This window comes from Streptococcus castoreus DSM 17536, assembly GCF_000425025.1.
Taxonomy (GTDB): domain Bacteria; phylum Bacillota; class Bacilli; order Lactobacillales; family Streptococcaceae; genus Streptococcus; species Streptococcus castoreus.
The window spans coordinates 109,256-129,431 of the sequence record NZ_AUKZ01000003.1 but is presented as its reverse complement, the minus strand read 5'-3'; the positions used below and the strand labels follow the sequence as shown (position 1 = coordinate 129,431).

General features: G+C 39.5%; 16 protein-coding genes. 1 reads left to right on the top strand and 15 read right to left on the bottom strand.

All coding sequences use genetic code 11. The features are described 5' to 3' along the window. Positions 1 to 85: 85 nt before the first annotated feature. From gap to H346_RS0100535, 14 genes are all read right to left on the bottom strand, one after another. On the bottom strand, positions 86 to 1,096 hold the full coding sequence (gene gap / locus H346_RS0100605; protein WP_027969353.1) for a type I glyceraldehyde-3-phosphate dehydrogenase: 1,011 nt from the start codon (positions 1,094 to 1,096) through the stop codon (positions 86 to 88). Between the two features lie 318 nt (positions 1,097 to 1,414). Continuing rightward, on the bottom strand, positions 1,415 to 3,493 hold the full coding sequence (fusA, locus tag H346_RS0100600; RefSeq protein WP_027969352.1) for an elongation factor G: 2,079 nt from the start codon (positions 3,491 to 3,493) through the stop codon (positions 1,415 to 1,417). 560 nt (positions 3,494 to 4,053) lie between these two features. Continuing rightward, entirely contained in the window at positions 4,054 to 4,524 is a 471-nt protein-coding gene (rpsG, locus tag H346_RS0100595) for a 30S ribosomal protein S7 (protein WP_027969351.1), read from the bottom strand. A 20-nt stretch (positions 4,525 to 4,544) separates the two neighbouring features. Beyond that, on the bottom strand, positions 4,545 to 4,958 hold the full coding sequence (gene rpsL / locus H346_RS0100590; RefSeq protein ID WP_027969350.1) for a 30S ribosomal protein S12: 414 nt from the start codon (positions 4,956 to 4,958) through the stop codon (positions 4,545 to 4,547). Between the two features lie 277 nt (positions 4,959 to 5,235). After that, a complete protein-coding gene (locus H346_RS0100585; protein ID WP_027969349.1) occupies positions 5,236 to 7,749 on the bottom strand; it encodes an SEC10/PgrA surface exclusion domain-containing protein in 2,514 nt (837 codons plus the stop codon). A gap of 18 nt (positions 7,750 to 7,767) precedes the next feature. After that, positions 7,768 to 8,589 carry a pur operon repressor gene (purR, locus tag H346_RS0100580; protein WP_027969348.1) on the bottom strand — a complete coding sequence of 274 codons (822 nt, stop codon included), beginning with the start codon at positions 8,587 to 8,589 and terminating at the stop codon, positions 7,768 to 7,770. Between the two features lie 111 nt (positions 8,590 to 8,700). Further along, positions 8,701 to 9,639, bottom strand: coding sequence for a 3'-5' exoribonuclease YhaM family protein (locus H346_RS0100575; RefSeq protein WP_027969347.1), 939 nt, complete (start codon positions 9,637 to 9,639; stop codon positions 8,701 to 8,703). Continuing rightward, a complete protein-coding gene (locus H346_RS0100570; RefSeq protein WP_027969346.1) occupies positions 9,629 to 10,900 on the bottom strand; it encodes a DNA recombination protein RmuC in 1,272 nt (423 codons plus the stop codon). The genes H346_RS0100575 and H346_RS0100570 overlap by 11 nt, the downstream gene beginning before the upstream one ends. Before the next feature lie 5 nt (positions 10,901 to 10,905). Further along, the gene (locus tag H346_RS0100565; protein ID WP_027969345.1) at positions 10,906 to 11,538 is read right to left on the bottom strand and encodes a thiamine diphosphokinase; all 633 of its coding nucleotides are present in this window, start codon (positions 11,536 to 11,538) and stop codon (positions 10,906 to 10,908) included. Beyond that, the gene (rpe, locus tag H346_RS0100560; RefSeq protein ID WP_027969344.1) at positions 11,531 to 12,193 is read right to left on the bottom strand and encodes a ribulose-phosphate 3-epimerase; all 663 of its coding nucleotides are present in this window, start codon (positions 12,191 to 12,193) and stop codon (positions 11,531 to 11,533) included. The genes H346_RS0100565 and rpe overlap by 8 nt, the downstream gene beginning before the upstream one ends. A gap of 8 nt (positions 12,194 to 12,201) precedes the next feature. Beyond that, positions 12,202 to 13,074 (bottom strand): ribosome small subunit-dependent GTPase A, encoded by an 873-nt coding sequence (gene rsgA / locus H346_RS0100555; RefSeq protein WP_027969343.1) that lies wholly within the window; start codon positions 13,072 to 13,074, stop codon positions 12,202 to 12,204. Positions 13,075 to 13,458: 384 nt separating this feature from the next. Further along, positions 13,459 to 15,075, bottom strand: a complete 1,617-nt coding sequence (gene dexB / locus H346_RS0100550; RefSeq protein WP_027969342.1) for a glucan 1,6-alpha-glucosidase DexB — start codon at positions 15,073 to 15,075, stop codon at positions 13,459 to 13,461. Positions 15,076 to 15,264: 189 nt separating this feature from the next. Beyond that, on the bottom strand, positions 15,265 to 16,398 hold the full coding sequence (locus H346_RS0100545; protein ID WP_027969341.1) for an ABC transporter ATP-binding protein: 1,134 nt from the start codon (positions 16,396 to 16,398) through the stop codon (positions 15,265 to 15,267). Positions 16,399 to 16,548: 150 nt separating this feature from the next. Then, entirely contained in the window at positions 16,549 to 17,394 is an 846-nt protein-coding gene (locus tag H346_RS0100535) for a helix-turn-helix domain-containing protein (protein ID WP_027969340.1), read from the bottom strand. Between the two features lie 586 nt (positions 17,395 to 17,980). Between H346_RS0100535 and H346_RS0100530 the strand changes: the two genes are divergently transcribed. Continuing rightward, positions 17,981 to 19,252 (top strand): staphylokinase domain-containing protein, encoded by a 1,272-nt coding sequence (locus H346_RS0100530; protein WP_027969339.1) that lies wholly within the window; start codon positions 17,981 to 17,983, stop codon positions 19,250 to 19,252. Positions 19,253 to 19,459: 207 nt separating this feature from the next. On the opposite strand, the gene dtd is transcribed toward H346_RS0100530, so the two are convergent. Continuing rightward, positions 19,460 to 19,903 (bottom strand): D-aminoacyl-tRNA deacylase, encoded by a 444-nt coding sequence (gene dtd / locus H346_RS0100525; protein WP_027969338.1) that lies wholly within the window; start codon positions 19,901 to 19,903, stop codon positions 19,460 to 19,462. Positions 19,904 to 20,176: the final 273 nt, after the last annotated feature.

Genomic DNA, 20,176 nt, shown 5'->3' with positions numbered 1-20,176 from the left:
TTTTCAAACAGAATACTGGAAGTAAAAACTAGCCTAAAAAGACAGCAAAAAAGAACCTAGAAAACTCTAGATTCCTTAATAATCATTATTTAGCAATTTTTGCGAAGTATTCAAGAGTACGAACAAGTTGCGCAGTGTAAGACATTTCATTGTCATACCATGAAACAACTTTAACTAATTGTGAGCCATCAACTTCCATAACTTTAGTTTGAGTTGCGTCAAACAATGAACCGTATGAAACACCCACGATGTCTGAAGAAACGATTGGATCTTCAGTATAGCCAAAACTATCGTTTGAAGCAGCTTTCATAGCAGCATTAACGTCGTCAACAGAAACATTTTTGTCAAGCGTTACAACCAATTCAGTTACTGATCCAGTTGGAACAGGAACACGTTGTGCAGCCCCATCAAGTTTACCGTTCAATTCTGGAATAACAAGACCGATAGCTTTTGCAGCACCAGTTGAGTTAGGAACGATATTTGCAGCACCAGCGCGAGCACGGCGAAGGTCACCACCACGGTGTGGTCCATCAAGAATCATTTGGTCACCAGTGTAAGCGTGGATTGTAGTCATAAGACCTTTTTGGATACCAAATGCATCATGAAGCGCTTTAGCCATAGGAGCCAAACAGTTTGTAGTACATGAAGCACCTGAAATAACTGTTTCAGTACCATCAAGGATGTCGTGGTTAGTGTTGAAAACAACTGTTTTAACATCGTTTCCACCAGGAGCTGTGATAACAACTTTTTTAGCTCCATTAGCGTGCAAGTGTTTTTCAGCAGCTTCTTTCTTAGCAAAGAAACCAGTTGCTTCAAGAACGATTTCAACACCGTCAGTTGCCCAATCAATGTTTTCTGGATCACGTTCAGCAGAAACTTTGATGAATTTTCCGTTTACTTCAAAACCGCCTTCTTTAACTTCAACAGTTCCGTCAAAACGACCTTGAGTTGTATCATATTTTAACAAATGTGCAAGCATGTTTGGATCTGTAAGATCGTTGATACGAGTTACTTCAACACCTTCAACATTTTGAATACGACGGAATGCAAGACGTCCGATACGACCGAAACCGTTAATACCAACTTTAACTACCATTAGTGATTTCCTCCTTATGAAAATCAAAAGAATTATTATTAAAGGGAACACTCCCTACCTATTGTGAAAAGATTAACTTGCAACTATCTGCAATAACCTTTCAACAGGACTATTATATAACTATTTCTGAAAAAATGCAAATATATTAGTCATTTTCATAAACTAGAAAGTCCTTAATTTACCTGCTTAAAATGCGATATTTTTAAATCCTTCCTACTCTTAATTATGCATCAAATAAGAGATTCGCTCTGCTATTTTCACCACTAAAATAAGCACAAAAAAAGGTCAGGAACGCAATCCTTGACCTCTCAGTAGCGATTATTCACCTTTATTTTTCTTAATGATCTCTTCCTGAACAGACTTAGGAACATCCTCATAGTGGTCAAATACCATCATGAAGGTACCACGTCCTTGAGTTGCAGAACGAAGAACGGTTGCATAACCAAACATCTCAGCAAGTGGCACATAAGCACGTACGATTTGGCTGTTACCATGTGCTTCCATACCATCAACACGTCCACGACGAGCAGTCACGTGACCCATAACGTCACCAAGGTTGTCTTCTGGCGCTGTAATAGTCACAAGCATCATTGGCTCAAGAATCGCTGGTTGTGCTGATTTAGCTGCTTCTTTAAGGGCAAGAGACGCTGCAATCTTGAAAGCTGTTTCTGATGAGTCAACATCATGGTATGAACCATCATAAAGCTTAGCTTTGACGTCAACTATTGGATAGCCAGCAAGAACACCATTTGCCATAGATTCGATCAACCCTTTTTCAACAGCAGGAACGAATTCACGAGGAACGACACCACCAACAATGGCATTTTCAAACTCAAATCCTTTACCTTCTTCATTTGGTGTAAACTCGATCCAAACGTCACCGAACTGACCTTTACCACCAGATTGGCGTTTGAAGAATCCACGAGCTTGTGTAGAAGCACGGAATGTTTCACGGTAAGATACTTGAGGGGCACCAACGTTAGCTTCAACTTTAAACTCACGACGCATACGGTCAACAAGGACGTCAAGGTGAAGCTCACCCATACCAGCGATAACTGTCTCACCAGTTTCAACGTTTGTTTCAACACGGAATGTTGGGTCTTCTTCGGCAAGTTTTTGAAGGGCAACCCCCATTTTATCCTGATCTGCTTTAGATTTTGGTTCAACCATCAATTGGATAACTGGTTCTGGCACTTCGATTGATTCAAGAATAACTTTTGCTTTTTCATCTGTCAACGAATCACCAGTTGTTGTGTCTTTCAAACCAACTGCGGCAGCAATATCTCCAGCATAAACAGTTTCAATTTCTTGGCGGCTGTTTGCGTGCATTTGAAGGATACGTCCGATACGTTCGCGTTTACCTTTTGACGTATTCATCACGTATGAACCGCTATTGAGAACACCTGAGTAAACACGGAAGAATGTCAAACGTCCTACAAATGGGTCAGTCATAATCTTGAAAGCAAGCGCTGCAAACGGCTCTTCATCTGATGCTGGGCGTACCTCTTCGGCATCAGTATCTGGGTTAATCCCTTTGATTGCAGGAATGTCAAGTGGGCTTGGAAGGTATGCGATAACCGCATCAAGCATCAATTGAACCCCTTTGTTTTTGAAGGCAGAACCACAAAGAACTGGAAAGAACTCAACATTGATAGTTGCTTTACGGATACCAGCAACCAATTCTTCGTTAGTGATTTCTTCACCTTCAAGGTATTTCATCATTAAGTCTTCGTCAGTTTCAGCAACCGCTTCGACCAATTTTTCACGGTATTCTTGAGCTTGTTCTAAGTATTCCTCTGGAATATCTTCTTCAAGAATATCTGTACCAAGGTCATTAGTATAGATTTCAGCTTTCATCTTGATTAAGTCAATGATCCCTCGGAAATCATCTTCTGCGCCGATTGGTAATTGGATCGGATGAGCATTAGCTTGAAGACGGTCATGAAGGGTTTGTACTGAATAAAGGAAGTCCGCACCGATTTTGTCCATTTTGTTGGCAAAAACGATACGTGGAACACCGTATTCAGTAGCTTGACGCCAAACGGTTTCCGTTTGAGGTTCAACACCTGATTGTGAGTCAAGAACGGTTACAGCACCGTCAAGAACGCGGAGAGAACGTTGCACTTCAATTGTGAAGTCCACGTGTCCTGGGGTGTCAATGATGTTAACACGGTGTCCATCCCATTGAGCTGTAGTAGCAGCAGAAGTGATTGTGATACCACGTTCTTGTTCTTGCTCCATCCAGTCCATTTGAGAGGCACCTTCGTGTGTTTCACCGATTTTATGGATTTTACCAGTGTAATAAAGGATACGCTCTGTTGTAGTTGTTTTACCAGCATCAACGTGAGCCATGATACCGATATTACGAGTTTTTGCAAGTGAAAATTCGCGAGCCATGTGTTTCTCCTATTTTTTAGTTTACTTTTTAATTATAGCATTATTTATAAAAAACGGATAGGCAGGACCTACCCGTTTTGCTAGTTATTTTCTGGCATCTAAGACCATGGACCAAGGTTAAGCTGAAAATAGACGAAACGTCTCATTTAAAATCCGGAATTATTCAAAGTTTAGCTGTTTTAGTACCTTAGTAACTGAACTCCGGTTAAACGCTTGGACCATTGAACTCCCCCTAAAATCCTAGTGAAAAGGACAAACCCCATTGGATGCCTTTACATCCGATCGTGATTCCCTATTTTCATACGGATGTCTTGGCGAGTTCTGTATCCTGTTAAATGACCTCAGGCTAAACGCTGTGCGAAAAAGATAAACTTTCCTAGAGATAGAAATCTCCTCCAAGTTTCCTATTTTCACTTTGCGTTCTATATGCCTTCGTATCTTGTCCCTAATTGCGTTTTAGCTACAAATATCTACCAAAAAGATGATCTCCTAGAAACTGACGTTTCTTCGTCAACTTCCCTATTTTAACTAGCATTTGCTTACCGCTAAAACATCCTATCTTACCAACGGAAGTGTGCAAAGGCACGGTTTGCTTCAGCCATTTTATGAGTGTCTTCACGTTTTTTAACTGATGCACCTGTGTTATTTGCAGCATCCATGATTTCTTTTGCAAGACGATCTTTCATAGTGTGTTCACCACGGGCACGTGATGCATTTACCAACCAGCGAAGTCCAAGTGTTGTACGACGTTCTGGACGAACTTCAACTGGAACTTGGTAGTTAGAACCACCAACACGGCGGGCACGTACTTCAAGTACAGGCATGATGTTTTCCATTGCTGTTTCAAATACTTCAAGAGCATCAGTTCCTGTTGCTTCTTTGATAGCGTTGAAAGCATCGTAAACGATAGTTGCAGCTGTACCACGTTTACCATCAAGCATAACACGGTTGATAAGACGCGTTACGATTTTTGAGTTATATAATGGATCTGGTAATACTTCGCGCTTAGGCGCTTGATTTTTACGACTCATTGTTTCTTATCCCCCTTCTATTATCCTTTTGGACGTTTCGCACCGTATTTAGAACGGCCTTGCTTACGGTCAGCAACACCTGCAGTATCAAGTGCACCACGAACAATATGGTAACGTACCCCTGGAAGGTCTTTTACACGCCCACCACGAATAAGAACAACACTGTGTTCTTGTAAGTTATGACCGATACCTGGGATATAGGCAGTTACTTCAATAAGGTTGCTCAAACGTACACGAGCGAATTTACGAAGGGCTGAGTTGGGTTTTTTAGGGGTCATTGTTCCAACACGAGTGGCAACTCCACGTTTTTGTGGCGCAGCCAGCTTAGTTTGAACTTTTTTATGACTGTTATAACCAATGTTCAAAGCTGGTGAATCTGATTTTTCAATTTTAGATTTACGTGGTTTACGTACCAACTGGTTAATTGTAGGCATCTACATTCTCCTGTGTTTTTTTATTTTTGGTTGATATAGCACTTGGTGACAGCCCATATCCGGTGCACTTTTTGCAACAATTGTCAGCACGTCTCTGTACACTTTTGAGAGACCAAAAGTAAAAAGTACCGTCTAACATGATAACATACAACGGTACTTTTGTCAAATAAAATTTCTTGTTTTATGCATTAGAATCAGAACATTCTATCGCTAATTTCATAATGTTTTATGATTTTACGGGCAGCTTTTTTGCCTCATATCTGTTTGGCAAAGCTTTTTACTCGCCACTTGATTTTTTACGAAATTTAACACCAGCTAAACCAACCGCAGCTAACATGACAATCCCTGCCTTGAGGGCAAGTTGCGTACTCTCATCAACTTTAGAGGTTCTGTTACTTACAGAAGTCTTGCCATAAGATTTTTTGTTCGCACTTTCCTTAACCGCTGAAGCGACTTTAGAAACAATAGCATTTGAAGCAATTAATTTAGAATCTTGTCTTACAAGAGTTGGATTGTCAATGGCTTGTTCTGTAACTCCGCCCAAAGAACGACTCGTTTCTTTAACAATTGCCACTTCTGGATGACGTCTCTCTTTTTCCTTAGCCAATGTTTTTAGCAAACTTAACTGATGCTCCGCTGTTGTGATGGCAGTGGCAAGACTTGTTTTCTTACTTCGCAACCCTTCTAGAGTCTCTTGAGCAGTGACTAATTTTGCCTTTGTTCCGGCTAAATCTTTTTCGGCATGTTCAACTCGCTCACGTGCCAATTGAATACGGTTTGGATTTGTCTTAAAATCAATCAGTTTCTCTAATTCTGCTTTCTTTGCAAGCAAATTTGCTACCTTGGCATTAGCTTGATCAGTTGCAGCTTTCATTTGATGAAGTGTTACTTTTGATGAAGCTAATTTCGCTAAAACTTGGTCTAACTCCGTCTGTAACTTAGCCTGTTCACTCTTTGCAGACATCAGCTGTGATCTTAAAGCACCCTTAGTGTTGCTCAACTGTTCGACCTGGCGATTCAATTTTTCTGAGTGATTAGCAGCGATCTCTAATTTTTCCTGCAATTGTTTCACTCTCGTTTGTGCTGCCACCACTTCTGCTTCGGCATCAATAGCTGTCAAACGACTTTCAAGTGAAGCTATTTTCTCTTTAATTGTCGCAATATTGGCTGATAAGGCTGCTGTTCTTGTCGAATAATCTTGTGTGTTGCCCGATGCAGTCAGTTGAGTCTTATCAAAGCGACTGTGATTAACAATATTTGACTCTGGGAAAATAACAAAATGTTCCGTCAATGATTGCACACCACTTGTTGAAAAACCAAGATAAACTGGAGCACTTGGGTTGTTTTTATCTACTCTCAAGAAGTTAACCGCATGCCCATAGGTATTCCCATGCAAATGATCATTAAATAGCATGTACTTAATACAGTCATAGATGCCACGTTTAATCCCATTAACCGTACGAACATCATTGAAAGCACCAAGATTCTCATACATGTTGTCATCATTTTTACGAAGTCCTACCGATTCCGCAGAAGCTTCAATAATCGTTTTGTCATGAGGACCGACACCATAGTGACCAGAAACTCCTGGTTGACCATAAACAAATGACGGTCTCACATTGCCATGTGTTTGTTTATAACTTTTACTTAACAAACGGGCAAACTCTTGCGAGCCCGCTGTGACAACCACCGGAGGTAGACCAAGTTGTTGCCGAACAGCGTTTAGCATTTGTGCAGCAAACTGAGCGAGTTCATTTTGGACTTCTGGCGTCAGATTATCCGGATCTACAACACGTGTCAGATCCGATGGAATATCAATATATTGATTGAGTTGATCACCTGGTGTTGCTTTAGAAATAATCTCTTGGGCATGCTCGCTATAATATTTATTATAGCTAGCCGTACCAATATAGCCACTTGCTGCTAACTTTTTGATTTCTTCAAATGGATATTGATCCGGCAAACGCATGGTATTGTTTCCGACAATACTGCTTTGTCCCGTAGGAGTAGCCATTTCTAGCCGTTTTAATTCTGCTTCTTTGTCGGCTAGAGCTGCTTTATTTGCGGCTAAATCTTGTGTCAGTTGGGCTTTAACCGTTTCTTTTTGACTTTCCAAATCCGCCTTAGCTTGTTGTAACTGATCTGCCACAAGCTTGGTACTGTCTTTTGCTGCCTGTGCTTCTTCAGAAATTGCTTTAGGCTTAGTGATCATGTCATTTAATTGAGACACATTTTGTTCAGCAGCAGCCACTTGTTGTGCTAGGGTTTTAGCTTGGTCACTTTCTGTTGTAATCACTTGCTCTTGTTTGGCAAGCTCTGCTGACTTTGTTTGACTGTCTGTCTCTGCTTCAACAAGGTCCTTTTCTGTCGTTAGCAACTGTGCTTGATGTTCTTTTACTTGGGCAGCAAGCGCTTCTTTGCTAATCGTTGTCGCTTCCTCATAAACTGTTTTTGCAGAAACAAGTTCCGCTTCTTGGTCTGTCTTGGTTGCTTCTAATTGGGTAACTTCTGCTTCTGTTTCTGAGAGGCTAGCTTCTGTTTCTGACAAAGCTTGTCTTTGTTGATTGAGACTTGCTTCAACCGTTTTAACCGTTGCCATAGCCTCCTCAAAAGTTTTTGGTCGTACCAAACCATCTTCGTTTGTGTTACTTGCCTTGGTTTCATCTGATGATTTTAAATCATCTGCTTTTACGTGATGTGATACTCCAACACTCGCACTCAATAGAGCAATTGTTGAGGTTAAGGCAATCTTTTGCTTAACCTGATTTGGTTTTGATTGGTCTAATTCCATTTTCACTCCTTTTCTCGCTTATTCACAGTCATCGAAAATATTTCCGACTTCCACAACAACATTATTATTTTTGACATCAATCTCTGATACTTTTAACAAGGATTTAAAAGTCATTTGTTCACGTTCTGACTGGGCATTTTCTGCAAAAACAGCCACACCAACTAGCGTGCTATCAAATTCTGACAAAAGGCTGATCATCCCTGTAATGGTTCCCCCGCCTTTTAAAAAGTCGTCAACAATTAAGACACGGCTGTTTGGTTTTAAACTTCGTTTCGACAAGAACATCTTTTCAATACGATCACTCGAGGCGCTGGCGTAATTGACGGAAACAGTTGAGCCTTCTGTGATTTTCAAATCACGTCGCACAATGACAAAAGGAACATTCAAAATATTAGCGACTGCATTCGCCAAAGGAACCCCCTTTGTAGCAACTGTCATTACAGCATCAATTTGTTGCCCTTTAAAGGCATTCGCAATAATACGACCAATATTTTGTAAAATTTTTGGTGTGCTCAACAGGTCTGAAAGGTAAATATACCCCCCAGGCAGAATACGACTGTTTTCTGACAAACGTTGACACAATTCCTCAACAATGGCACGTGCTTCTGTTTCTGAAATACTTGGTGTAAAAATCACTCCACCGCTAGCTCCTGTTAGCGTGTCAATCTCCCCAATATTTGCTTCTTCAAAAGCTTTTTTTATAATAGCAATATCCTCTGAGATAGATGATTTTGCGGCCTCATATTTTGTTGCAAAAGTATTCAAACTTGTTAATTTGTATGGATTGTTGATTAAATAATTTGAAATAACAACCATACGCTCACTTCGTCTTAATTTCATATTTTCCCCATTTTTGTGTACTTTTCAATATTATACCACAAAGCTCGCAAAAAACGAACATTCCACAAAAGAAATGCTCGTTTTTCTTCAAGATGATCACTAAGCCTGTTATTAATACCTTGGTTTATAGAAAGAACGATTATCCATCGCAAAGATACGGTTGGTCATCTCACCTTCACCAACTCGATTGAGTGCAGTTGCCATCATCATCATATTGGCATCAATATTATCAATCATGTGAATCATTTCCGCTTCCATAATACGAGGGCGCACCGGGCTGCCATATTCCAATTGTCCATGATGACTTAAAATCACATGGCGTAACACAACCACTTCTTCTTTGTTGTCATCAATATTAAGTTCTGTAATAACCTTAGTGATTTCCTCATTGATCAGGGCGATATGACCAATCAGATTTCCACGGACGGTGTACTCTGTATTGTCTGGCCCTGTTAATTCCAACACTTTGGCAAGGTCATGCAACATGATTCCTGCAAAAAGCAAACTTTTGTTTAATTCAGGATAGATATCACCGATACTGTCTGCCAACCTTACCATTGTTGCGGTGTGATAAGCCAGACCGGACTCAAAAGCATGATGGTTGGTTTTTGCCGCTGGGTAAGTGTAAAATTCTTTGTCGTACTTGCGATAAAGTGCTCGTACAATTCTTTGCCAAGTGGCATTTTCAATTTTAAAGAGCATTTGATCTAGATAATCATGCACTTCCGTAATGCTAACAGGTGATTTTTCTTTAAAATCTTTAGGATCGCTAGGTTCACCTACTCTGACATTTCTCAAGGTAATTTGGTTGACTTGAGGGGTGCCATTGTAAACTTCACGACGACCTTTCATGAAGATGACCTTACCGGCAACGAATTCTTCAACATTATAAGGTTGAGCATCCCAGAGGTTTCCTGAAATTTCACCGGTATCATCTTGAAAGGTAAAGCTGATAAAGTCCTTTCCTGCTCTTGTTTTACGAACTTCTGCCGACTTAATAAGATAAAAACCTTCAAAAAGCTGGTCTTTTTTCATTTGGTTAATTTTCATTTTCTTCCTCTTCTAGCAACGGCATATTTAGCAAAGATGCTGTCGACTGGTCTTGATAGGTTTCAACCGTAGTCAAGGCACGCATAATGGCATTTGTTCGCGTTGACATCAACTGATCTAAGGTGTTATTAGCGGTATGGATTTGCTTTTGCGCCTTAACAAGCAGCCCACCAAATTTTTCAAATTCCAATTTGACATTGCCTAAAATCTTACTAATATCATCAGCATTTTTTTGAATATTAAGTGTCTTAAAACCGACAGATAAGGAATTAAGCAAAGCTGATAAGGTCGAAGGACCTGCAACAACAATCGCTTCCTCCCGACGAAGGCTATCAAAGAAAGCAGCATTTCTAACTACCTCTGAGTAAAGTCCCTCAGTCGGCAAAAACATAATTCCAAAATTAGTTGTTTCCGGCGGATTGAGGTATTTTTTATGGATGTCTTTGGCAAAACGTTTAATAGCCGCTAAAAGTGCTTTTCGGCTGGCTTCAATAGCCGATTTGTCACCGACCTCATAGGCATCTTCCAATCGGTAATAATCTTCCAAAGGAAATTTTGAATCAATAGGCAAATAAATATAATCTCCTTGACCATTTCCTGGTAATTTGATGGCGTATTCAACTCGCTCCGTCGATCCTGTAACCGTTACAAACTCCCTTTCGTACTGATTAGTCGTCATAATGTCTTCGATTATTTGACCCAGTTGGAGTTCACCTAGGATGCCTCTCGTTTTTGTATTCGATAAAACCTTATTTAAGGTACCCACATCTTGTGCGACAGTTCTCATTTCACCCAAACCTTGGTTAACGCTCTCTAGCTGCTTAGAAACCGTCTCAAAAGAAGCGTGTAAACGATTTTTTAGGGTTTCTTCTAATTTTTCTTCAACAGTGTGACGCATTTCTTCTAACCGTTTTTCATTCGACTCCTGCATGGCTTTAAGGGATTGACTCAGACTTTGGTTCATCACTTCTAAGCGCTGGTCGGAACGATCTCTATTTTCTGATAAGCTTTGGTGCAAGACGTCACGAATATCGGTTAACTGCTGATAAAAATCGGTTTGTTGACGATTCATCAAGCGTGTGATTTCCAAAATCTGCTGTTTATTCGCCGTATCTAGCTGATAGGTCACCTGATCTGATAAATTATCCGCAGTGCTGTCTAAGGTTTTAACAACCTGATCTTGTAGGCTATTGATTTTAAAAAATACAAAAGCAACTAAGCCTAAAAGAGCCAGTAGTAGCAATAACAAAATAAATTCCATATTAATTAACTCCGATCTTTGCTTTGAAGAATTATTAGATAGCCACTCGGTACGGTCACCTCGATGGGAGTGCCTATAAAGGCATTACTAGCATAGATTTTTTTCTTGAAAAAATTAGCCGGGGTTAACGCAAATTTAGCACCAACGATTTCCAAATCAGCCTCTCCATCTGTCATAAAAGCGATGTAGGTCATCCCATTTTCCTGCCTAACAAGGTGCTTGCCTGCTGGGCAAAAAGTAACAACATTTTGTTCATCACGTAACTCAATTTGAGTCATATGGGGAGCTAAGGCAGGATCGCTAGGGACAAATAGATTGGATAACAAATGATCTAATCGCCCACCAAAAGCTCCAAAAATAGTCACTTGCGCATCAGGAAAACGGGCAAATACCTCTTTGAGGGCTAATTCGGTATCAGTGTCATTTTTTTCTTGTTTAGCAATGACAAGATGCTCCGCTTTTTCTTTTATCATCGTAAATGCTTCTTTAGAGACTGAATCAAAATCACCCACAGCCATCGTCAAAGGTAACCCATTTTCTAATAAAAACAAACTCCCCCTATCAATGCCAACAAAATAATCAAAATGACGCGTGAAAAAAGTCAAATCTCCACCGGCAAAAAGAGCGACTCTAAGCATTCAGTGCTGTCCTTAGGTTTTTGACTTGGTTAGCCAAGTCACTTGCTTTGAAGAGATATGATCCCGCAACAAAGACATTGGCTCCAGCTTGGTAGCATGCACGAATGGTCGTGTCATCCACACCACCATCAACCTCAATATCAAAAGACAAACCTTTAACATCACGCATTTTGGCAACAGCAGCTACTTTTTCCAAACATTCTGGAATAAAGGCTTGCCCACCAAATCCCGGATTAACAGTCATAATGAGAACTTGGTCAATCAAGGAAAGAAGTGGTTCAAGAACAGTAACAGGAGTTCCTGGATTAATAACCACACCTGCTTTCATGCCCGCCGCTTTAATTTTTTGAAGAGCACCATGAATATGTAATGTGCTTTCGGTATGAATGGTCATAATATCCGCTCCAGCTTGAGCAAAAGCATCCACATAGCGTTCCGGATTGATCACCATTAAATGACAATCGAAAACCAGTTTGCTGTGTTTACGCATGCTTGCCACCACATCTGCACCAAAACTAATGTTGGGAACAAATTGACCATCCATAATATCAATATGAACGTATTTGGCACCAGTTTCTTCAATGCGTGCTAATTCAGACGCAAAGTTAGCATAATCTGCTGCTAGAATAGACGGGGCAATTTTTAAAGTTGTCATGGTGAAACCTACTTTCTTTTGATGACTTTTTTATATGTTTCGCGACAGTTTTCAATTTCACTAAGAAATTGCAAGTAATTATCGTAACGTGCTCGCCACAAATCTCCTGAATCAAGTGCAGCCTTAACCGCACATTTGGGTTCGTGGGTATGGGTACAAGACCTGAACTTACAGGCATGACTAAGACGGCGCAGTTCTGGAAAAGCCTCATTTAAATCTTCTACATTATCAATCTCATAATCCAATGATGAAAAGCCCGGTGTATCCGCAATTTTGCCACCATGAACATTATAAAAACTAACGGCTCTAGTCGTATGACGCCCCCGTCCCAGACTATCTGAAATGCCACCTGTTTCAAGAGCCAATTCTGGAGCAATACGGTTCAATAGGGTCGATTTGCCAACTCCAGTTTGTCCCATAAAAACCGTCGTTTTCTCAGCTAATAAAGGTAAAAGCGTATCCAAATTCGTCACAAAGTCATAACCAATGGCTCGATAATGACGAGCAATCATCTCAATTTCATCAGCACTGTCCAATAAATCCATTTTTGACAGATAGACCACCGGATGAATCGTCTTATGCTCTAATAAAATAAGAAAACGATCTAAAAGGTTACTATTAAAATCGGGTTCTTTGGCAGACATGATGACTACAGCTTGGTCAATATTGACAATTGGAGGTCTCACTAAGCTATTCTTACGGTCATGAATCGCTAAAATATAACCTTCTGAATTATCCTCGGCGGAAAAGTCCACTAGATCCCCTACATAAGGAGTTTGACCACTTTTGCGAAAATTCCCACGTGCTCGTGTTTGATATACTTGCCCCCCCGACTCAACATAATAAAAACCAGCCAGAGATTTAATGATTTTACCTTGCAAACGAACTCCTTTTTCTTATTGTTTGTAATAGTCTTATTATATCAGAAAATCATTCTCACTTCAGCACTCCACCCTAAGTTTCTATAACTTTAGAGTAATGACAGAGAAAGCCAGTGCATGAAAAGTCCACCCATCCCTCTTTGTTAGAGCCGTTCTCATGTTTTTAAATATCTAAGCAGACTTAAACCAGAAATGCTAGACGCTCAACCAAAGTTCCCCTATAAACGCATTTTAAGTCACATTAACTTGTCAGTTGTTTTTAGAATATTAAAAAAGTAACTTCAAAGCAGCACCAAAAAAGAAGGAAATTATTTTGTGGCAGCTTTAACAAATTGAAAAAGAGCCAAGATCGGACGAAATCTCTCGGCTCTTAGAAAATACGGCTTATGCTTTTGTTAATTTTACGCAAAAAGCATCCCATGGCTGTAAACGTTGACTGGCTATAATAGCCTCCACATCTGTATTAGCAATAATAATTTCTGCATTTTCTAGCGCACGTGAAAAGGTTTGTTCTTCATCAGATATATTAACCACGATAAGATAAATCGCTTTCCCCAACTGACGCTTATAAGCAAAGACTTTTTCAGCAGTTTCTAACAACTGGTAATCAGCCTCTACCAACCAATCCTCGGTTTGGCGCAAGGCAATCAACCGTTGGTAAGTATAGAAAATAGAATCCGGGTTCGCTAATGTTTTTTCTACGTTAATTTCTTGATAGTTAGGATTAACCGGCAACCATGTTTTAGCAGCAACAGAAAAACCTGCATTTTTCCCCTCAGACCACTGCATTGGCGTTCTTGCATTGTCTCGACCAACCTTTCGGATACTGTCTACAATCGTTTTCTCTGAAACACCAGCTTCCATAGCTTCCTTGGCATAATTAAGGGATTCAATGTCGTTAACCTCTGTCAAATCTTTAAAAGGATAATTGGTCATGCCGATTTCTTCGCCTTGATAAATGTAGGGGGTTCCTCGCATTAGGTGAAGCAAAATAGCCAAGGCTTTCGCCGATTTTTCTCGGTAATAGCCGTCATTTCCCCAAATTGACAAAACTCTCGGCAAATCATGGTTATTCCAAAAAAGAGAATTCCAACCCTCACCTAATTTAAGTTCTGTTTGCCACTTGCTAAAAATGCGTTTAAGAGCAGGAACATCTAGCTCTTTGGCATAATCCCATTTGGGAGCATCCGGCTGGTGTTGCAATCCGACATGTTCAAATTGAAAAACCATGGATAATTCTTGATTTTTTGGACAAGAATACTGACGAGCAATTTCTGGTGTCGCTCCCCACGTTTCCCCAACAGTCATCAAGTCATGCTTACCAAAGGTTGCTTGATTCATCTCCTTGAGGTACTCGTGCAATCGAGGACCATTTCCGGTGATTTCCAAATCAGGAATTTTTCCAATAAGATCAATCACATCCATGCGGAAGCCACCAATACCTTTAGCAATCCAAAAATTCATCATGTCATAAATTTTTTGGCGCAGCTGTGCATTCTCCCAATTCAAATCTGGTTGTTTTTTACTAAAGAGATGCAAATAATACTGACCTGAAGCTTCGTCCAATTCCCAAGCAGACCCTGAGAAAATGGATATTAGATTGTTCGGTTCATTTCGCCAGATATAGTAATCTCTTTCTGGACTATCCGGATTTTCTCTTGCTTCAATAAACCAAGCGTGTTCATCAGAGGTATGGTTAACCACCAAATCCATAATGATTTTAATTCCTCTTCTATTTGCTTCTTCTAAAAGCTCATCCATGTCCGCCATTGTTCCAAAAACATCAGCAATGGCTTCATAATCAGAAATATCATAACCATTGTCGTCCATCGGAGACTGATAGACTGGCGATAACCAAATCGCAGTTATCCCTAGTTTTTGAAGGTAGTCAAGTTTAGTGGTAATACCTCTAAGATCCCCAACCCCATTACCACTTGTATCCATAAAGGATCTCGGATAAATTTGATAAATTGTTGCTTTATGCCACCAATGTTTTTGCATCTGTTTTTTCTAGAACATTTCTGACAACACATTGTGTATTGCTATGTCGTTCTACCTTTCTATTATTTCTTTTAATAGTCTTTTTGGTTATTGTACCCTTTTTTAGAGCGTTGCGCAACCGTTTGCACGGTCTTGGGTAACAAAATCCCCAAACTATCTGAGGATTTTGTTATATTTCAGGAGGTTTCACTAACGAATAGCCTGTTCTGTGTCAGGATCAAAAAAGTGTCCTTTAGCCACATTGAACGTTAAGTTAACTTGCTCACCCGGGCTATGGAAATCACGTGCGTCAACTCGAGAGGCAAATTCTGTTTGACCACGTTTCACATAAAGCATGGTTTCTGAGCCGAGTAATTCCGAAACCATAACCTCTGCGGTAACATTGGCATTTGGATACGTATCATGCACGATTTGATTGCTTGAAATATCTTCTGGACGAATTCCAAAAGTGACTTTTTTGCCTTTATAACCAGCGGCTTCAAGCATTTTTGCTTGTCCTTCAGGAATGGCAATATCAAGCCCGTCATCACTAATAATACGACCATCTTTGATTTCTACATCAAAGAAATTCATAGCTGGGCTTCCAATAAAACCGGCAACAAATTTATTAGCTGGAAAATTATACAATTCTTGTGGTGAACCAACTTGTTCAATTTTACCAATCGTTCCATTTCCTTGAGGATTTTTAGTAGCGCTCATGATAACGATGCGGTCTGCCAAAGTCATCGCCTCGGTTTGATCATGAGTAACGTAGATGGTTGTTGACCCGATACGGCGGTGAATTTTAGCAATTTCAGCACGCATAGACACACGTAGCTTCGCATCCAAGTTTGACAAAGGCTCATCCATCAAGAACACCTTAGCATCACGAACAATCGCACGTCCCATGGCAACACGCTGACGTTGACCACCAGAAAGATCAGCTGGCTTACGCTCTAAGAATTCTGTTAAACCAAGGATGTCTGCGGCTTCCTTAACGCGACGATCAATGTCATCTTTTTTATATTTACGCAGCTTTAGACCAAACGCCATGTTATCGTAAACAGTCATGTGCGGATAAAGGGCATAGTTTTGGAAAACCATCGCAATATCACGGTCCTTAGGTGATTTATCATTGACAACCTCACCATCAATTTTCAATTCCCCTTCGGAAATATCCTCAAGCCCAGCAATCATACGAAGAGTGGTTGATTTTCCACATCCTGAAGGTCCTACAAAAACGATAAATTCCTTATCCTTAATGTCCAAATCAAAATCTTCAACCGCATAATGCGTTGTGTTTGGATACTTTTTATAAATATGATTTAAATTTAATTCAACCATGTGTCACTCCTATTTGGCCAGCAGGCTCACTAGCTGACTGCATTGCTAGAACCCGCTGAAGCCTTTTATTTGATGATTTCATTATATCAAAGATAGCGTTTCCATAATAGAGACAAAGCACCCAAATTTCTTTAGGCACCTTGCACAAAACTAGTGTTTCAACAGCAACAAATAGGCAAAAGCTAAATCATCTAAGTTCTTCAAATAAAGCCCCGACTGTTGCGCAAATTTATCAATCTTATATTGAAGCGAATTGCGATGAATATACAAACGCTGTGCTGTTTGAACCAGATTGCCATGTGCTTGCCACAAAGCCTGAACCAAATCAGCCACCTCTTTTTGATTGATCAATAATTGACTAAAATGTTGCGTTAAAGTAGGTAATGGCTGATGTGACACCAAAGACCACAACATTAATTCCGGAAAGGTCAACAAATTACCCGTAGATTTTTGAGTCAAATAAGTGTTTAAAAGCCTATTTTCTTCTTCAAAATAGTCTCGTAAAACACTGCCAGTTAACTTATCCCAAGTATTCCCAATAAAAATCGTGAGAGCTAGACCAAAATCACTCTCAATCGTTGGTAAAAGCTGCTTTAATAATTGCAACAAATCAGGAGAATTCCTCTGATGTCGCAAAAAAGCTGTTCTCGTCGGACCAATCGGCAATACCGCCTCAACCCCATCAATAACACTTGTTAATAATTCGACCAACTCAGCTGACAACGGCTGATAATGATTTAAGTAAATAAATTGACAATAATCAAAGCTTTCTGGTAAATTTCCCTTACGGTCAATTAAATAATGATACCACGGTGATTGCTGACCAACTTGATGGAAGCCCTCTCGCCCTAGTCCCAACAAGAGCTGTTCTCTCTCAGTTAAACACGATTTCGGAATATACAAGTACCGCCCTCCGTTTTCAATACTAATCCAGTCCTGATCAGCTAAAGGAAACGCTCCCTCTTGCACTTCCGGAAAATAATCTTTCAGCTCCATAACGATTCCTTTCGTAAAACGATTTAGTCAAATTATATCACAGAAGGCAACTTTTGCCTTGAATTTTTCAGAACCTAGACTTCATAGCAAAAAGTCAAAACTCCCATTCAAAAACCCATTCTTAAGTCTACCTTTATATGTCTCGGGCATATCTTTAAAAACAGTTTATGTTTTATCATTTTTTTATCATTAAATAGCCACTTTCTAAGAGTTTTAGACGATTGTTTTGATCCTAACCATTAATTAAAAAACGATTTTCATATTTCATAACTACTTAATTTGGTTATACAAGTGAAATTGTCACTCGATACCCGCTAAAAATAATTTTATATCTTCTTAACAAAATAATGACAGAACAATAATGAAATAATTATTTTATTAAAATAATATGATAACCAAAAAATCTTAAAAGCTTATAAAACCCTTGATCTTTCAGAAAATAATACTAAAAAACGACAATAATGTCATTTTGGTTTTATTCATTTTTTAGTAAAATAAAATATTTTAATGTTTTTTTTCTTGTGTTATCATCAAGTATTTGCTAGACTTGTTTCGCCGGCAAAAACTTAATCTTTTGGAGGTGCTTATGAAAAAACGTTTCGCTTTTGGGATAATAACTGTGCTTTTTGCCTTTATTTTGGGAACTGCACACGCTGTTTATGCGATTGCTGGTCCAGATTGGCTTTTAGATCAACCTAGTCCAACGCATAGCAAACTCGTTATTAATGTCGACGGCATAATAGAAGGCAGCAATAAACCGCTCTACATTAAATTTTTAGAACTAGGTCTCAATTCACCACATCTAGAAAAGAAAAAACTTCTAGCCGCCATTCAAGATAAACTCTTATCTGAAACACGGCTAGGTTCAAACCACTACGAAGTGGTTGATTTTGCACCTGACGCTAAAATAAGAGACCGATTTGGGAAAGTCTATTTTGCTGATCAAGCAAATACCGTGACTGTTCCACTTCATCCAATTCAAGAATATGTTCTAGATGGACATGTCATTGTCAGACCATACAAAGAAAAAGAAATCAAAGAGCACGCCAAAGATGTAGCTATTAACTACACCGTCAACTTTCTTCCTTTAAATCTAGACGATGACTTTAAACCAATAACAAAAAACAGCACTGAATGGAAGGCAACTGTTGGTGAAACCATCACTTCAGAGGAGTTGCTACACCAAGCACAAGAAATATTAAAGACAACCTATCCAGATTATGTTATTAAAGCACGCGAGAATTCTGTTGTGACACATAACAATAGTCCAATAAAAACAGCTTTACCGATTGATCAAGAAAGTTTCACCTATCGGGTAAAAGCCCGAGAGCAAGCCTACACCATTAATCAAAAATCTGGTGTAAAAGAATTGGCACCAAACACTGACCTTATTTCTGAGACCTACTATATTTTGAAAAAAGGTACGGAACCCTATCGTTACGTTGACCAGAGTAAAAAGATTCCACTTATAATCAATTATGTGGATGCCCAAGACAATCATTTATTAAAAGATGATTTTTTAATGGTTGCTGACGAACAATCTATTGACTTCGGAGATGGTTATGACGACCGTGAAAAACATAAAGTCTTGTTTAACAACCTAGACATGTTTGATCTCCCTAATTACACCTTAACTGGTAAAGTAGAGAGTGATTATATCGGTAATTATAGAGTCATCACCGTTTATATGAGCAAGCGCCCTGAAGGTGAGAATGCTAGTTATCACTTAGCTTACGACAAGGATCGTTACACCGAAGAAGAAAGGGAGGCATACCATTATCTACGCGATTTAAAGACAACGGAACCTGCAATCTCCCACGAAAAGAACCAACAAAACCTGTTTAAGGTTGCTAACTAAATGAATCACTAAAAACCGGGTGAAATCACTGTTTAAAAAAGCAAGATTTCACTCGGTTTTAATGTTTTATCGTATCGTAAAGCCAAGATTTGATCTGAATCAATACCCTAATAGCACTAGCACTCATCCGCAGCTGATCTTTGGAGTGTTTACAAACTATCTAAAGGTACTTGTATCCAGTCTGTTTTGCCTTATTTTCCATGACATCTACCTATTTTGAGTATCAAGGATAATAGTCACTGGACCATCATTGATAAGACTAACGTGCATATCTGCTCCAAACACACCACATTCGACAGGTACTAATTGAGCCAGTTGCTCATTGAATCGGTCGTAGTATTGGCTAGCTATATCTGGCTTAGCAGCCCCTGTGAAAGCAGGTCGATTGCCCTTTTTGGTGTCTGCAAAAAGCGTGAACTGAGAAATAGAAAGAATGCTACCACCTATATCTTGGATAGACAAGTTCATTTTACCATCAGCATCTGAAAAGAGACGCATATGACTAATTTTTCGCACAGCATAGGTAATATCTTCTGCTTGGTCACAAGGGTCAATGCCAACCAATAAGAGTAAGCCTTGTTTAATAGCGCCAGCAATTTCCCCTTCAATGGAAACAGAAGCTTCTTTGACGCGCTGAATGACAATTTTCACACGTTTCTCCTTATGTTATATTTAGTATAATTAGCGGCTATCGCAGTCCAAGGATTATATTTGGAAAAGCTAGGATAGACTAGTTGTTCCTCCAATTACTTGATGTCTGGATTCACAAATGAGATCACCAGACAAAAAGCATGAACTTCATAGCCTATCTAGAGACCGTCTTGTGTTTTTGCTTAGCGTTGATATTGCTAAAAACACGATTTTGCAAGCTTAGGCTAGTAGAGAACTCAACTTGTTATCTCACTAACTTTGAACCTCTATTTG

Coding starts and splice junctions, on each gene's coding strand:
- gap (WP_027969353.1), bottom strand. CDS start 1,096: ATGGTAGTTAAAGTTGGTATTAACGGTTTCGGTCGTATCGGACGTCTT.
- fusA (WP_027969352.1), bottom strand. CDS start 3,493: ATGGCTCGCGAATTTTCACTTGCAAAAACTCGTAATATCGGTATCATG.
- rpsG (WP_027969351.1), bottom strand. CDS start 4,524: ATGAGTCGTAAAAATCAAGCGCCTAAGCGCGAAGTATTACCAGATCCA.
- rpsL (WP_027969350.1), bottom strand. CDS start 4,958: ATGCCTACAATTAACCAGTTGGTACGTAAACCACGTAAATCTAAAATT.
- H346_RS0100585 (WP_027969349.1), bottom strand. CDS start 7,749: ATGGAATTAGACCAATCAAAACCAAATCAGGTTAAGCAAAAGATTGCC.
- purR (WP_027969348.1), bottom strand. CDS start 8,589: ATGAAATTAAGACGAAGTGAGCGTATGGTTGTTATTTCAAATTATTTA.
- H346_RS0100575 (WP_027969347.1), bottom strand. CDS start 9,639: ATGAAAATTAACCAAATGAAAAAAGACCAGCTTTTTGAAGGTTTTTAT.
- H346_RS0100570 (WP_027969346.1), bottom strand. CDS start 10,900: ATGGAATTTATTTTGTTATTGCTACTACTGGCTCTTTTAGGCTTAGTT.
- H346_RS0100565 (WP_027969345.1), bottom strand. CDS start 11,538: ATGCTTAGAGTCGCTCTTTTTGCCGGTGGAGATTTGACTTTTTTCACG.
- rpe (WP_027969344.1), bottom strand. CDS start 12,193: ATGACAACTTTAAAAATTGCCCCGTCTATTCTAGCAGCAGATTATGCT.
- dexB (WP_027969342.1), bottom strand. CDS start 15,075: ATGCAAAAACATTGGTGGCATAAAGCAACAATTTATCAAATTTATCCG.
- H346_RS0100545 (WP_027969341.1), bottom strand. CDS start 16,398: ATGGTTGAATTAAATTTAAATCATATTTATAAAAAGTATCCAAACACA.
- H346_RS0100535 (WP_027969340.1), bottom strand. CDS start 17,394: ATGGAGCTGAAAGATTATTTTCCGGAAGTGCAAGAGGGAGCGTTTCCT.
- H346_RS0100530 (WP_027969339.1), top strand. CDS start 17,981: ATGAAAAAACGTTTCGCTTTTGGGATAATAACTGTGCTTTTTGCCTTT.